At 70.8% G+C, this 13422-nt stretch carries 16 protein-coding genes; 12 read left to right on the top strand and 4 right to left on the bottom strand.

Annotated elements, in window-relative coordinates; translation table 11 throughout:
- Positions 1 to 7: 7 nt before the first annotated feature.
- The 4 genes from ACFY2K_RS10785 (at position 8) to cutA (ending at position 3672) form a co-directional block, all read left to right on the top strand.
- Positions 8 to 691 carry a hypothetical protein gene (locus ACFY2K_RS10785; protein WP_387710751.1) on the top strand — a complete coding sequence of 228 codons (684 nt, stop codon included), beginning with the start codon at positions 8 to 10 and terminating at the stop codon, positions 689 to 691.
- Positions 692 to 765: 74 nt separating this feature from the next.
- Positions 766 to 1224 (top strand): hypothetical protein, encoded by a 459-nt coding sequence (locus ACFY2K_RS10780; protein WP_387710749.1) that lies wholly within the window; start codon positions 766 to 768, stop codon positions 1222 to 1224.
- 791 nt (positions 1225 to 2015) lie between these two features.
- Complete coding sequence (locus ACFY2K_RS10775) at positions 2016 to 3332, top strand: hypothetical protein (RefSeq protein WP_387710747.1); 1317 nt, start codon at positions 2016 to 2018, stop codon at positions 3330 to 3332.
- A gap of 10 nt (positions 3333 to 3342) precedes the next feature.
- Complete coding sequence (gene cutA, locus ACFY2K_RS10770; RefSeq protein WP_387710745.1) at positions 3343 to 3672, top strand: divalent-cation tolerance protein CutA; 330 nt, start codon at positions 3343 to 3345, stop codon at positions 3670 to 3672.
- Here cutA and ACFY2K_RS10765 read toward each other — a convergent pair whose 3' ends face one another.
- Positions 3673 to 4932 (bottom strand): transcriptional regulator, encoded by a 1260-nt coding sequence (locus tag ACFY2K_RS10765; protein WP_387710743.1) that lies wholly within the window; start codon positions 4930 to 4932, stop codon positions 3673 to 3675.
- Positions 4933 to 5400: 468 nt separating this feature from the next.
- Here ACFY2K_RS10765 and ACFY2K_RS10760 point away from each other — a divergent pair, with 468 nt between their 5' ends.
- The 6 genes from ACFY2K_RS10760 (at position 5401) to ACFY2K_RS10735 (ending at position 8591) form a co-directional block, all read left to right on the top strand.
- Complete coding sequence (locus ACFY2K_RS10760; protein WP_387710741.1) at positions 5401 to 5568, top strand: hypothetical protein; 168 nt, start codon at positions 5401 to 5403, stop codon at positions 5566 to 5568.
- Positions 5569 to 5609: 41 nt separating this feature from the next.
- Complete coding sequence (locus tag ACFY2K_RS10755; protein ID WP_387710739.1) at positions 5610 to 5804, top strand: hypothetical protein; 195 nt, start codon at positions 5610 to 5612, stop codon at positions 5802 to 5804.
- A gap of 13 nt (positions 5805 to 5817) precedes the next feature.
- Positions 5818 to 5964, top strand: a complete 147-nt coding sequence (locus tag ACFY2K_RS10750; protein ID WP_387710737.1) for a hypothetical protein — start codon at positions 5818 to 5820, stop codon at positions 5962 to 5964.
- Positions 5965 to 6098: 134 nt separating this feature from the next.
- The gene (locus ACFY2K_RS10745) at positions 6099 to 6272 is read left to right on the top strand and encodes a hypothetical protein (protein WP_387710735.1); all 174 of its coding nucleotides are present in this window, start codon (positions 6099 to 6101) and stop codon (positions 6270 to 6272) included.
- 114 nt (positions 6273 to 6386) lie between these two features.
- Entirely contained in the window at positions 6387 to 7313 is a 927-nt protein-coding gene (locus tag ACFY2K_RS10740) for a hypothetical protein (RefSeq protein WP_387710733.1), read from the top strand.
- Positions 7314 to 7349: 36 nt separating this feature from the next.
- Positions 7350 to 8591, top strand: a complete 1242-nt coding sequence (locus ACFY2K_RS10735) for a tetratricopeptide repeat protein (RefSeq protein ID WP_387710731.1) — start codon at positions 7350 to 7352, stop codon at positions 8589 to 8591.
- Between the two features lie 130 nt (positions 8592 to 8721).
- On the opposite strand, the gene ACFY2K_RS10730 is transcribed toward ACFY2K_RS10735, so the two are convergent.
- The gene (locus tag ACFY2K_RS10730) at positions 8722 to 9735 is read right to left on the bottom strand and encodes an alkaline phosphatase family protein (RefSeq protein WP_387710729.1); all 1014 of its coding nucleotides are present in this window, start codon (positions 9733 to 9735) and stop codon (positions 8722 to 8724) included.
- A gap of 299 nt (positions 9736 to 10034) precedes the next feature.
- Here ACFY2K_RS10730 and ACFY2K_RS10725 point away from each other — a divergent pair, with 299 nt between their 5' ends.
- The gene (locus ACFY2K_RS10725; RefSeq protein ID WP_380593788.1) at positions 10035 to 10478 is read left to right on the top strand and encodes a hypothetical protein; all 444 of its coding nucleotides are present in this window, start codon (positions 10035 to 10037) and stop codon (positions 10476 to 10478) included.
- Between the two features lie 51 nt (positions 10479 to 10529).
- Here ACFY2K_RS10725 and ACFY2K_RS10720 read toward each other — a convergent pair whose 3' ends face one another.
- Both ACFY2K_RS10720 and ACFY2K_RS10715 read right to left on the bottom strand, forming a co-directional pair.
- Positions 10530 to 11276, bottom strand: coding sequence for a DUF2306 domain-containing protein (locus ACFY2K_RS10720; RefSeq protein WP_387710727.1), 747 nt, complete (start codon positions 11274 to 11276; stop codon positions 10530 to 10532).
- Positions 11277 to 11505: 229 nt separating this feature from the next.
- Positions 11506 to 12543 carry a medium chain dehydrogenase/reductase family protein gene (locus ACFY2K_RS10715; protein ID WP_387710725.1) on the bottom strand — a complete coding sequence of 346 codons (1038 nt, stop codon included), beginning with the start codon at positions 12541 to 12543 and terminating at the stop codon, positions 11506 to 11508.
- A 112-nt stretch (positions 12544 to 12655) separates the two neighbouring features.
- Here ACFY2K_RS10715 and ACFY2K_RS10710 point away from each other — a divergent pair, with 112 nt between their 5' ends.
- Positions 12656 to 13297 carry a TetR/AcrR family transcriptional regulator gene (locus ACFY2K_RS10710; RefSeq protein ID WP_380524776.1) on the top strand — a complete coding sequence of 214 codons (642 nt, stop codon included), beginning with the start codon at positions 12656 to 12658 and terminating at the stop codon, positions 13295 to 13297.
- The last annotated feature ends 125 nt before the right edge of the window (positions 13298 to 13422 follow it).

The raw sequence follows: 13422 nt of genomic DNA, 5'->3' as shown, positions 1-13422 counted from the left end.
GACACCAGTGCCCACCCCCCGAGACGAACTCGCCCCACTGCGCGCCGAACTGCTGACGCTCGGCGAAGGGCTCGCCCAGGCCCTCGGTGCCACCGAGTGGACCGTCGACCCGCGCCGGATACCCGACTGGCACCCCTGCGTCGAACTGGTCCGCACCGAAGACGGAGCCCGCGTCCTGATCCAGCAGGAACGGCTGCGCCCCGGCCGGTGGTGGGTGCACGGCGTCCTCCCCGACAGCAGCACCTACTTCTACCGGTACGACATCGAAGCCGGGGACATCACCGTCACCCGGGCCAAGACCCCCGCCCAGGTCGCCCAGGACGTGCAACGGCGGCTGCTGCCCGCCCTGGACGCGGCAGTCGCCGAGATGAGCACCCGGCAGCACAGGCACCTCACCGACGTGCACGAGGTGACCGCCGTGGCCCGCCGGTTGAAGGCCGTGCCCCTCACCACCGGCCAGCCGCCCGCCGAGGCGAACCGGCGCAACGGCGAGGACACCACCCGCACCCTGCGGTGGAACCAGGGCTCCGGGACCTCCTGGAGCTCACCCCACGCCGTCGTCAAGGTCAGCCGCGCCCGGTTCGGCAGCGTCGAGATCGCGTGCTCGCACCTCACCCCCGACATGGCCGAGGCCGTGCTGCTGGCCCTGGTCGCCTCGCTGCCCGCCGAGAAGCCGGTGAAGGCCGCATAGACACCAGAGCCCACCCCCGCCAGCGGCCGGCCACTGGCACCAGGCCCGACCCCGATACCCCAGGAGAACCCTGCATGCCCAAGTACATCGTCGCCGTGGACGTGATCGACGTGCACCTGGTGCCCGTCCTCGCCCCCACCGCCGAAGCCGAGGCCGAGCGCATCATCACGGCCGACCGGACGACGTGGTTCGACCACACCGAGCCCATGGTGGTCGGCGACGCCCTCACCGAAGCCGAGCAGGAAAGCATCAGCCGCACCGGCACCAGCGGACTGCCGAGCCCGCTGTCGGCCAGCCAGCCGAAGGCCGCCCCCACGGCGAAGTTCAAGGCACCCCGCACCGACCACCACGAGGACGGCACCGAGTGCTCGCCCGCCCACAAGCACAGCAGCTCGGGCAAGCCGCTGACCGAGGGCTGCCCCGGCCGGGCCTACTCCACCGCCGCGTGCACGTGCGGGTGGCGCACCCGCTCCACCACCAAGGGCTACGTGGACGAGAGCCGTAAGCGGCACCTGACCACCGAGCATAGCTGAGCCCCGCTGACACCAGGCCCCGCCCCTGCCCCTTGGCGATGCCTACTAACGCTGGTCGCACCCTGGCAGCACTGGTGATCTGCCCCCATGTAGGGGGTCAACTGAGCCTTATCCTTAAGCGAGTTGGTCAATCGACAGGAGAGACCTTGAAGAGGTATCCGAACGCCCTTCCCCCTCTCGATGGAACGGTGTCGTTGACGGAGGCTGACAAGCCGCCTAGGCCGGGCCAAGCTTTGATGCTTGAACGCATCGCTAAGCAGCAGGGGTGGAAAGTTGACAGCGACTGGCGCTATGAACCCGGCGACTATTCGAGACCGATATTCATGCTGACCCTTGCCCACCCTAAAAATAAGGGCCTGACGTACTGGATGAGATGGCAGCGCCGACAGCCGACGTTTGACCTCGGCTGGTGGAGCCGTGGCGAGGTCGTTCACTGCCCCGCGCAGTGGCCCCGACTTGGACGCCTCTCTGACGACGCTATGCGGAAGGTGAATTGGGTGATCATCACGAATAGCGAGACCCGCCAGGGTTAGATGCCGAACTGGTGCAGTGGCACTTCGACCAGTGACGAACACCCTCTGATGTCGGCCCCACCCCAGGGTCCGGGGGTGGGGCCGGTGTCGAAGTGCCGAGTGCCGGACCCCGGTTGGCATTGAGTCCCACCGTAAGAGTGCTGTTTATAGATCTTTTTAAGAGTGTCAAAAAATGACACTAACGACACCACTCTTCCGCTGTCCCACCCCCTCCACCATCCGGCCTGACCACAGGCCCCACCCTCCCAGGAGACCCCAGTGCACGCCCCCGCCCGCGCCCCCTGGATACCCGGAGGCGGCACCGCCCTGGAGTGGGGGCTGCGCCCCCCGTGCCCGGTCGGAGTCGGCCCCGGCGGCTACCGCGGCGAAGGCGGGAAGGTGTGGTGCCTGGACTGCGGCGACCGCTACACCGGCCGCCCGGCCCAGGTCGGCGAGGACCACATCCACCAAGACGACGCCCACCACGCCGCCCGCCTCCACGCCGACGACCACGAAGGCGAGCTTCGCCGGTTCATCACCGCCGAGCGCACCCGCGAAACCCGCGAGAAGTCCGGGTGGACCACCCGCGTCTACGCCCTCGTCGCGGCAGCCATCGGGGAGGACTACAGCGGAGTCTGGTGGGACGGCACCGGCTACCGCCTCGTCCCCTCCGGGGCCCGGCTCAACGCCAAGGGCCGCCGAGTACGCCGCCGCGTGGTGGAGCTGGTACTTGCCGCCGGGTTCCTCCGGCGGGAGGACAACGGCGACGTCGTCGCCGCGGCGGACGGCCGGGCCATGCTCACCATCTGGCGGCACCACCGCACCGACCTCGCCGAGCCCTGGCCCGCCCGCCACGAGCCCCAGGCCCTGCCCCCGCTGCCCGGAGGCCAGGAAGCCGCACGCCGCCGCGAGGCAGCCCGCCAGCGCATGCCGGAGCTGGAGCGCCAGGCCGCCCAGTCCCGCGCCGAGTTCCTGCGGCGTCGCGAGGAGGCGGAGCGGCAGCACCAGGCGGAGCTGGCCGCCGCCCGTCAGCGCCGTGCCGACGAGCAGGCCGAGCGCGTCCACGCCGAGCGGGCCCACACCGGAGCGGACATCGACCTCACGTGGTCCGCGGTGGGTGCCGGCCGCTGGAGCGTCACCAGTGCCGACCACGACCGCCGCCTGAACGTCGTGCTCAACGACCGCGACTTCGCGACGGACATGTACGAGATCCGGGAGAACGGGCACTTCATCTCCCGCCACCCCGACTGCCACCATGCCGAGGCCACCCTCCGCCAGCTACTCGCCGACGGGGTCGAGGTCGGCGAGCGGACACCAGAGCCCACCCCCGCGGCCTCCACTCACCGTTGCTCCACCAGCCTCGCCGGCCGCTGGCACCAGGCCCCGCCCGCCCCTCCCGCCCGAACGGAAGGACTCACCCCTGATACCCCACCCCTCCAACCTCCTGCCCGACGGCCAATGGGACGACCAGGTCTTCGCGTGGACCAGGCACTGCTCCCTCGTGAGCGATTGACGAGTTCTCCCTTCCGTGAGCACCGGGCCAGGCGCGGCCCCGTCGTCTCCGAAGCTGGTCGGTGGACACGTCGGACCACCTAGGCTTACGCCCATGACGACCACCCCTGAGTTCCTTGTCGTGACAACAACCCACGACGGTTCCGAGCAGGCGCGTGCGCTGGCCAAGAAGGTAGTCGAGGCCCGGTTGGCGGCGTGTGCTCAGGTCTACCCGATTCAGTCGGTGTACTGGTGGGACGGGGAGGTGCAGGACTCCGCGGAATGGCGAATCGACTTCAAGACCCGTGCTGACCTCGCGGAGCGCCTCGGTGCGTTCATCGGTGAACACCACATCTACGACACGCCCGAGATCGTAGGGGTGCCGCTGGCGACCGGAAGCGCCGCGTACCTCGACTGGGTGCGGGCGGAGACCAGTGAGCGGTAGTCACGCCGCGAGCGCGGCTCGGATCTCCTCGTGGAGCTGACGGGCCGCGCCGTCTGTCGGCGGCAGTTGCTTCGCCAAGTCGGCCATCCGTTGGCGGCCCATCGTCGTGGGCGTGCCCAACGCCGCGCTGAGGAAGCGGCGGCCGACCTCGGCCCCTCGGTCGAGGTCGCCTGAGACCACGTACCCGGTTGCGACGTCATGCAGCACTGCGATCCGGACCTTTGAGTCGTCGGACCCCAGGTTGGCCAGCGCGGCATCGGCGGCGAGCGCCAAGTCCGAGTGGGCCAGCCGGGCGTACGTGGAGACCGTCAGACTGTCCAGGCGGCTGCGCCTGAAAAAGCTCGTCCAGGCCGGTTCCCCGTCCGTGAGCACGTAGTCGAACGCCAGGGTGGCCCGGTCGATGGCACGTTCAGCGCCTGCCCGGTCCCCGAGAGTGGCGATCTCCTCGGCCTCACGAGCAGCCAACCATGACCGTGCCGAGGCGTATCCGGCCCCCCGGACGTGGGTCTGGGCAGCGGACAGCATGTCCCTTGCTCGCTCCGGGTTGGCAGAGTACGAGGCATAGCCCAGCGCCAGGGCGGTTACGGCTCCGTGACCCGCCTCGCGTCCAGCCAGAAGTGCCGTCTCGTAGTAGTGAGCCGCAGAGGCCAGGTCTCCTGTGTCGTAGGCGGCCCAACCGGCAAGCGCCGCCGTCTCACCCGCGGCGACGGTCAGCTCGCGTCGGTGCTTTCCCGCTGCGGGCAACAAGGACGTCAAGGTCTCCAGGTGAGTTGCCAACCTCGCCGCGAGCATCCGTGCCGGGAGATGTTCCTCGGTGGTGAACATGGCAGCCGTCGCCGCAAGTAGGCGCTCTGCGGTCGCAGTATCAACCGGCCGGGGCGAGATCGCGGCCGCGAGTCGTCCCCACGGTTCGATCGCAGAACCGGCGGCGACGAGGCCGGCGGCGAGGAAGTTTCGACGCTCCACTGGTGGTTCCTCCGGATCAGCTTGGACGTTGGCCGAAGCGAGCCGGCGGTACTGCTTGCTGGCCTGGATGGCTCGCTTGATCTCCTCCAGGGGTACGCCGTAGGCCGAAACGAGCAGGCCGTACCACACCGGTGTCGGGAGCCGCTTCTCCGTTTCCCATCGTTTGATGTTGTCCGGGTCGAAGTAGCGCCCGTCTTGCAGACGTTGGAGCAGCTCGGCCTGCTCCAGACGAGTTCGGCCGTGCGACTCCCGGATGACCCGCAGAAGCTGACCGATCCCGTCAGGGCAAATCATGCGCTCTCCCCAGGGCTAGTTGAAGTGAGGCGTGCCATTCTGGCCCCCCAGAGCGGCCCCCTGCAGAGAAATGCACCCCTCCGCGGCCCCTGCCTCAGAGATGCCCAGGTCGTTGACTGGTCAAAGCCGCACGGGGCCGAGACCGCACCAGAACCCCAGGTTGACCCCCGCGCGGATCGAACCGCATCGCCCTCGGCGAAGGAGGACAGACCGATGGCAGGGCGCAACCCCAAACGCGAGTACCGCGAAGTCTTCAGCGGCCCCTCGAAGTTCGAGTTGGCGAGGGCCCCAGCGGGTTGGAACCCGCTCGACGACTACCAAGCGGCGCAGGCCGCCGACCGTGCCCCCTCGATGGGCTCCCTGCTCCAGGACGACGCCGTACGGGCCTTGTGTCCCTGTGCCCGCTGCACGGCCCGCCGATGGGCTGCCTAACCACCACGCTCAACTTCTCGATGGAGAGGCGCAACTGTGAACGTGATCCAGGGCGACCCGGTCCGGCACCGCAAGGCCGGCTGGACGGGCACCGTCACGGAGACCCCGAGCAAGCTCGCCAACCACGCCTGGGTGACCAAGGACAGCGCCAGCGACTCCTACCCGGAGATGGTCCTGTTGGAGGAGCTGGAGAGCGCGGATTGAGCGCCCCGCGCCCCAGCCGGCCTCCGGGCGACGGACTCGTCGTGGACCGGCCCGACGGCTACCGCGAGGGCACCTGCTGGGTCTGCGACCGGGAGACGCTGGTCTGCGCGGGCACCACGATCCAGGTCCCCGGTGAGGACCGGAGCACCTGTCACCCGATCTGCGGCGACTGCATCAGCCGCGCCCGGAAGCCGCAGCGTCGTGCCGCCCTGCGGGCCGCGCTCGGCAAGGGGTAGGCGTAGGGACGGCATGGACGACCAGGACGAGTACCGCGATGCGGCCGAGCAGACCGCACACGGAGTTCCGACCCCGGTACCGGTCGCCGTCGCCTACACGCTCTCGCTGCTCGCGCTGATGGGGCTGGCAACCGCCTTGATCGCCTCCGGCCGCTACTAGCCAGCACCTGCGCCTTCGGGCGCCCATGAGCCCCCGGCCTGTCGGAAGGGCCTCTTCCCGGGCCGGGTTGCACCACCCCGCACGCCTGCCCACTCGCACCCGTGTGGGCAGAGCCAACCTGATTGGAGAAGTACGTGGACACCACCACCAAGCCCGGTGACCCGGAGGTCACCAACCTGACCCGCCGCCTGGACCACTCGGTCCCGGACGGGGACTTCGCCCCGCAGACGGGCGTCGAGGCCCTGACCCGCCGCCTGGACCACAAGGTCCCGGACGGCGACTTCACCCCGGTGGGCACGGAGGTCTGACCGCAGATCCCCTCTGATGCCGGTCAGTTGACGGCATAGGCGGGTCGGCGACGGATGATCTCCCTCGCCGACCCGCCGTTCCCGCCCACACATCCCGATCAAGGAGAGTCTGCCTTGAAGACTGCCATCGCCACCCGCGTCCCCACCGGCTCCTTCTTCGACCTCGACCGCAAGGACCCGGACCTGATCCGGCTCCGCGAGCAGGGCGCCGAGCCGGCCATGCCCTTCGCCCTGATGGAGCGTCTGGTGAAGACGGGCACCCCGTTCGCCGAGCACGCCCGCATGCTGCGCAGCGAACCCGTGACCGTGGCCGGAGCCAGCTTCGACTGGTTCGACGCCGAGCTTCCCGCCGAGATCGCCGATGAGATCAACCTCGCGGACTACGAGATCGTGGCCCACACCGACGAGCGCCGTGCGGCGCTGACCCAGGCCCTGGACCGCCTGTCGCTGGTCCACCCCGAGGGGTTCGCCCGCGTGCGCGAATTCGTCCGGGGGCTGCTGTGGATGGGCCTCAAGCCCGGCGTCCGCGCGTCCTCGCTGACCAGCTCCAGCGACCCGGCGCTCCCGTACGTCATCGTGTTCTCCGACAAGGCGGCCCGTCACATCCCGCCGAACACCGTCAGCGAGCAGCCCTCTCCCCTCTACCTGGCGGAGAACCTGCTGCACGAGGGTACCCACCAGTCGATCAGCTTCCACGTCCTCCAGCACCAGGTCTTCGCCGACGGGTACTCGTCCAAGACCTCACCCAAGATCGAGATCAGGTGGCGGGCCGGACAGGGCGAGGACCGCAACCAGTACTGGGAGATCGACCGGGCCTTCCACGCGACCTGCGTCTACAACCAGCTGCTGCGCTTCCGCCAGACCGAACTGCGCCGCAGCGACCTCACGCCCGACGAGCGCACCAGCCTCCAGAGCGCCTACGACGAGGGCCTGCCGGCCGTCCGTTATCTCATGCGCGAACTCGAACTCCTGCGGGAGCACTTCACCCCCCACGGCCTGGAGCTGCTGGCCGACCTGCGCCACCAGACCGACCAGCTGTAGTGCCACGCTGAGCGCAACCCACCGACGGAGAGCCACGTGCTGGATCACCTCATCACACATGACGACAACCTGCGGATGGTCCCCACTGACCGGAACGAGCTGACCGCCGCCGTCGGCCGACTCCGCGAGGAACTGCGGACCCTGCCCGAAGGGAGCGACTCCGCCCGTACCCGGGTCCTGACCAGATGGATCGGCATCGCTCAGATGTGCCTGGGCAACCACGACGAGGCCCGGACGTTCCTCCGGCAGTCGCTCGACCTCGCCGCGGCGATCGGCAACAGCAGGGCCGTCGTCGCCACCGGGCTCAACCTCGGTGACGCGCACCGTTACGCCGGGGACGCCCAGAGCGCCGATGCGCTCTACCGCAGCGCCCTGAGCACCGCCCGAGGCCAGCACCCGGAACTCCTCGACTACGCGCTCCAGCACACCGGAAAGCACCTCATGGAGCGCGGAGACCTCGTGGGCGCGCAGGGCCACCTGCAAGAAGCGCTGCGGCTGCGGATCGCCAAAGGGGACGCCGAGCTGGTCGAGTCCACGCAGGCCGCGCTCGACCGGGTCGAGCTGCTGATCAGCCAGACCGGCGCAGCAACGGCAATCCCTGCCACAGCGGGCGAATGGACCGGATGGCTCCAGTCACGCACCACGGCCCGGACGCCCGCCCGATGGGCGGGGGACTTCCCCGCTCTGCGGGACGCCATCCGCGGGCTCACCTCACAGCAGCATGTGGCCCCGCGCCACCTGCGCCACCGGCGCGATCAGTCGTTCCCCGCAGACCTGCTCGCCGCGATGGCTGAGGAGGCGGACAAGGCCATCACCGCTGACGGGTACCTCCACAACGGCAAGTGGAACGCCGGTGTCGGCGACGCCGCGCACCACTTCGCCGAACAGGTCGATCTCACGGCGGTCGTCGGGCGCTCCGCCGGCCTGAACGTCGAACAGCCCCATACTGGCGTCTACATTGCCTACCGGGAGGAAGGTCAGTTCCTCGACTTCCACGTGGACGAGCCCGGCTTCGGCGAGGCCAACCTGATCCTGTGCCTCAAGCACGAACGGCCCACCGGCGTACCCAGGGTCAGCACCACCGTCTTCATCACCGTCGACGGTTACCTCGAATGCGATCTTGGCCCGGGTGACTGCGTCGTGTTCGATGGTGCGCTCACGCCGCACGGCCGGACGCCCCTCAGCGCCAGCGAGAGCGTCACCCTCGTCAGCTTCGGCTTCCGCGCGCGTGACCAGGCTCTGCACTCGGTGCCCGACCCCCGGTCGACCCCGGCATAGCGACGGTGTGATCCCTCCACAAGATCAACCACCCGGGCGGCCAGCCCCCGTTCTGCAACCGCCCCCGCTGTCGCAGAACGGGGGCCTTGCCGCGCAACAGGCGTCCTCCTCCAGTCGACGGCCGCCGGGCTCACGCCGCAAGTGCGTAGTTGGTGACCTGCCCGCATATCCACTGGTCACGGGCGAGGTCAACGTCTGTACACTTGCTCGGCGGCGCGTAGTTGGCGTGCTCGGAGAGCGCGGCCGGGGCGACGATCCAGGACACCTGCGGCAGCCGGTCGGCCTGGACGTCGGCGGTGAAGGCCTCGACCAGGGCGTCGCCCATCGCGAACGGGTCGTCCTTCTTCGCCGGGTCGCCGACGGCCCGCATGCCGCGCTCGTACAGCGGCTCACCGGGCTTGGCCTTGACGAAGGGGGCGAACCAGGCGAGCGCGTTGTCGTCGAAGTTGTCGAGGGCCTGGTAGGTCTTCCAGCTGACGCCGGCCCGCTCCAGGCGCTCGGCGTAGGTGGTCCACTCGTAGCCGCCGGGGATCTCGGTGTTGTCGGTGACCGGGGTGTCCCGCACGGTGCCGCCGCTGGTCCCGGTCATCAGGTGTTCGCGGTTGGTGTTGGTGTTGCACTGCACGGACGCGTAGTAGGCGTCGCAGACCGTGAACACCGAGGCCAGCGCGTGGTAGAAGGGCATGTCCGCGGACTCGTAGTAGCCCTGGCCGAGCCAGCCGGAGGAGCGGCGGGTGACCGAGCCGTCGGCCCGGCCGTCGTTCCAGGCGTTCATCGAGTCGACGAAGCCGAAGGCGGGCGCGCCCTGCTGGTAGGCGTTGGTGTGGGCGGCGTTCATGGCGAAGGGCAGCAGGTGGCCCTCCTTGCGGCTCGGGTCCGGCTGGTGGAACACCGAGCGCCCGTCGACGCCGCGCACGGCGGTGCGGTCCCCGAAGCCCCGGACACCCGCCAGGGTGCCGAAGTAGTGGTCGAACGCGCGGTTCTCCTGCATGAACACCACGACGTGCTCGATGTCGGCCAGCCGTCCGGGCCGGGCCGGCGCGGCGAGCGCCTGCTGGACGCTGAGCGGGAGGGCGGACAGCACCGCGGCCGCCGCCGCGCCGCCGAGGAGGCTGCGGCGCGACAGTTCGGGCTTCGGACTCATGGGGTGGGGCTCCTTGCTGACGGACTGGGGGGCTCCGGCACCGGCCCGGGAGCGGCCGTTCGTGTCGGACCCGTCAGGTCTACGAGACCGAGGTGGACGCAGCGGCGGAGTCCGGTGTCCGGCCGGTGGCCGTCAAGAAACCCGGAGCTGTACAGACAACTTGACGCCCGATGATCAACCGCCGGACCGATGCGCCGACGGCCTCCACCGCGCCCGCGGCATCCTCTACGCTGACGCCAGGCCCGGGGCAGCAGGCCCCGGCCGCCGGACCGATGCGCACCGACACCGGGGGGAACCGCGTGATCCGTGTACAGCACCGCACCTACACCCTGATCCCGTGGCCGTGGCGGGTGATGTCCTGGGCCCAGGCGCCCGAGGGGCTGGAGTTCACCCTCTACGACATCGCCGACCCGGTCCTGCCGCCCCTGCGCGGCGTCGCGGTGCCCGGCACCCCGGAGGAGGCCGCCCGCTGGAAGGTCGGCCACGACGCCTACCTGAGCCTGCTGCGCGAGGCCGAGGAGACCGTCCGGCACGCCCACGGCGTGCGCTGCCGGCCCGGGTTCATGGTCGACATGCGCTCGGTGCGCCTGCGCCGCTACGACCTGATGCCCCACCGAAGGTCCCGCTCCCGGCGGCTGTTCGCCGAGTGCCTGGACCGGATGCGCACCTACGAGGAGGCCTACCGGCCGATCCTGACGGAGATCGAGGCCCGCATCGCGGCGGCCGCCGCCGACACCGCCTGACCGACGGCCGGCCGGCTCGGCCCGGACGGCCGCTCGGGCCGGTCAAGCCGGTCAGGCCCGCTGGGCCGTCGAGGCCGCCGTGCCCGCCGTGCCCGCCGTGCCCGCCGTGCCCGCGACGGTCACCGGGGCGGAAGCGTCGCGCCGCCGGCGGGTCGAGCGCTCCAGCGTCCAGTGCACGATGACGTACTCCGCGACGAGCACGTTGCCCAGGACTGCCGCCCAGCCCGCCGCGGTGTACACGTCCCGGAACGTCAGGGACGGGACGACCTCCGCCAGCGCCAGGCCGGCCAGGAGGTAGATCCGCAGGGTCACCGCGGCGAAGGTCAGGGCGTAGTTCCGGATCATCCAGATCCGGTGCAGCTGCACCTCGCCGCGCCGGATCGTCCGGTAGGCCTGGGCCGCGGTGTACAGCCACGCCGCCGTCAGCAGGAAGAAGGCGACCTGGAGCGGGAAGCCGCTCGGCGACACCGTGCTGGCGTAGAGGGCCGCGGCCGAGGCGGCCACCACGGAGACCAGGTACACCCGGCCGGCGATCCGGTGCAGCCGGGGGTAGCGGGTCCGCAGGCGCGGCACGAACTGCAACGGCCCGATGATCAGCGTCAGTCCGGCCGGCCCCGCGTGGACGACGAGGCTCGCGTAGTAGCCGACGATGCTCCGGTCGATGGGCGCGTACGAGGATCCGGTCAGGTACGGCGGGACGAAGACGGCCGCGATGCCGACCGCCGACACCGCCATCAGGCCCCACAGGGACCACCACCAGCGGCGGCGGACGGTCCGGGCGGCAGCTGGGTCGACCATGGGTGGAGCTCCAATCCTGGTGCGGCAGAAGGGGTTTCGGGCATCCGGCCGACGCCGGCCCCCGACTAGGGCCTGTCCGGCGGATCTTGGCAGATCAGCGCGCGGCGTTGGGCGCCCGGCTGGGCGTGCGCCCGAGTCGGCCTCGTACTGGACGTACTTGGGCGATTCGGGCGTGCGTCCAGGCGGGATGCCCGGCGTCGCGCGCCTGGCAAGATCCGCCGGACAGGCCCTAGGGGACGATGACGACCTTGCCCGCGACGGTGCGCGACTCGGCCAGGGCGAGCGCGGCCGCGGCCTCGTCGAGCGGGAACTCGGCGGCGATCTGGGCGGTGAGCGTGCCGTCGGCGAGCAGGGCCAGCACCTGGGTGAGGTCCTCGCGCAGCCGGGCCCGGAAGGCCGCCGGGCGGCGCTTGCCCGCCCAGAAGTTGTAGAAGTGCGCGGACCGGCCGTTGGGCAGGTTGTTCCACAGCGCCAGCCGGGCGAACAGCTTCAACACCGGGAGCTGGGAGTTGCCGGCCTCGTCCCTGGTGGCGGCGGTGCCGTAGGACACCAGGACCCCGCCGCGGCGCAGCAGCGACCAGGACTGCTCCAGTCCGGCGCCGCCGACGTGGTCGAACACCGCGTCGACGCCGTCCGGCGCGAGCTCCCGGATGCGCCGGTACAGCTCGGGGTCGCGGTAGTCGACCGGGGTCGCGCCCAGGGCGCGGACGGTGTCGTGGTGCCGCCCGGAGGCCGTGCCGATCACCGTGATCCCGGCGTGCCGGGCCAGTTGGACCAGGGTCGAGCCGACGCCGCCGTTGGCGCCGAGCACGACGATCGTGCCGCCCCGGCGCACCTTCGCGGTCCGGTGCAGCATCTGCCAGGCCGTCACGCCGTTGACCACGACGGTCTCCGCGTCGGCGGCCGTCACGCCGTCCGGCACCGGGACGACGTCGGCGGCGTCGAGCAGCAGGTGGCTGGCCCAGGCGCCGGTCTTGGTGACGGCGGCGACGCGGCGCCCGACCATCGCGGGGTCGACGCCGGGGCCGGTCGCGACCACGGTGCCGACCACGTCGTAGCCGGGCACGAAGGGGAAGGGCGGCTGGTCGTAGTACTTGCCGCGGCGCATCTGCTGCTCGGCGAAGGAGACCCCGGTGGCGTCCATCCGGAGCAGTACGTGGCCCGCGCTCGGCGGCGGGAGGTCGCGGGTGCGCAGCCGCAGGCCGCTCGGCTCGACCTCGCCCGGCAGGACGACCTCGGTGGCGTGGGTGACGACGGCGTTGTTCACGGTGTGCTCCGTTCGGCTCTGCGGTGCGGTGGCTACAGCCGTAAAGTTACACACGTAAGCTCACGACTGACAAGAGCTGCCGTTCGTAAGTTTTCACCTGTAAGCTCACGCCATGGGAAACGAATCGAGCACAGCCCCCGTCCGTGCCCGCAACCGTCGCGGGGAAGGCGCCCGCCTGCGCGCGGACATCGTGGCCGCCGCGGTCGAACTGCTCGACGAGGCCGGCACCGAGACCGCCGTCACCCTGCGCTCGGTCGCCCGCCGGGTCGGCATCGCGGCCCCCTCGATCTACCGCCACTTCCCCGACCAGCCGGCCATCATGCTGGCCGTGGTGCGACAGGCCTTCGAACAGATGGAGGCCCGGCTGCGCACCGCCGTCGACGCGGCCGACGACGACCCCCGACAGCGGCTCACCGCCCTCTGCCACGCCTACCTGGCGTACTCCCGGGAGCACCCCGAGCGGTACCGCACCATGTTCGGCGGCGTCTGGGTGCCCGCGCTCCAGGACACCACCGTGACGCCGGAGGAGATGGGCACCCTCGGCCAGGAGCTGCTGCAGCTGTTCGTCGAGACCCTGGAGGCGTGCGTGGCCACGGGCGCGTCCAGCAGCGACGACGCGTTCGCGGACACCGTGGCCCTCTGGCTGGGCCTGCACGGGCTGGCCCACCAGCGGGCGGTCACGGTCGCCTTTCCGTGGCCGGAGGGGATCGCCGACCGGCTGATCGTCACGCTGGCGCACCTCAAGGCCGAGTAGTCGGACGGCCGGACAGTCGGACGGCCGAGTAGTCGGACGGCCGGACAGTCGGACGGCCGGACAGTCGGGCGCCCGGCACCGGACGAACCGGTGCCGGGCGCGGGCAGGCGGGGGCCACGCAGGGG

It is taken from the genome of Kitasatospora sp. NPDC001309 (assembly GCF_042896295.1).
In the GTDB taxonomy this organism is placed as follows: Bacteria; Actinomycetota; Actinomycetes; order Streptomycetales; family Streptomycetaceae; genus Kitasatospora.
Note: the sequence above shows the minus strand (reverse complement) of the source record. Positions and strands in the feature narration are given on the sequence as shown.

What these genes read in the sequence shown, in the direction of transcription:
- ACFY2K_RS10710 (WP_380524776.1), top strand. Translation starts at nt 12,656, where the DNA reads ATGGGAAACGAATCGAGCACAGCCCCCGTCCGTGCCCGCAACCGTCGC.
- cutA (WP_387710745.1), top strand. Translation starts at nt 3,343, where the DNA reads ATGACGACCACCCCTGAGTTCCTTGTCGTGACAACAACCCACGACGGT.
- ACFY2K_RS10750 (WP_387710737.1), top strand. Translation starts at nt 5,818, where the DNA reads ATGGACGACCAGGACGAGTACCGCGATGCGGCCGAGCAGACCGCACAC.
- ACFY2K_RS10720 (WP_387710727.1), bottom strand. Translation starts at nt 11,276, where the DNA reads ATGGTCGACCCAGCTGCCGCCCGGACCGTCCGCCGCCGCTGGTGGTGG.
- ACFY2K_RS10765 (WP_387710743.1), bottom strand. Translation starts at nt 4,932, where the DNA reads ATGATTTGCCCTGACGGGATCGGTCAGCTTCTGCGGGTCATCCGGGAG.
- ACFY2K_RS10780 (WP_387710749.1), top strand. Translation starts at nt 766, where the DNA reads ATGCCCAAGTACATCGTCGCCGTGGACGTGATCGACGTGCACCTGGTG.
- ACFY2K_RS10730 (WP_387710729.1), bottom strand. Translation starts at nt 9,735, where the DNA reads ATGAGTCCGAAGCCCGAACTGTCGCGCCGCAGCCTCCTCGGCGGCGCG.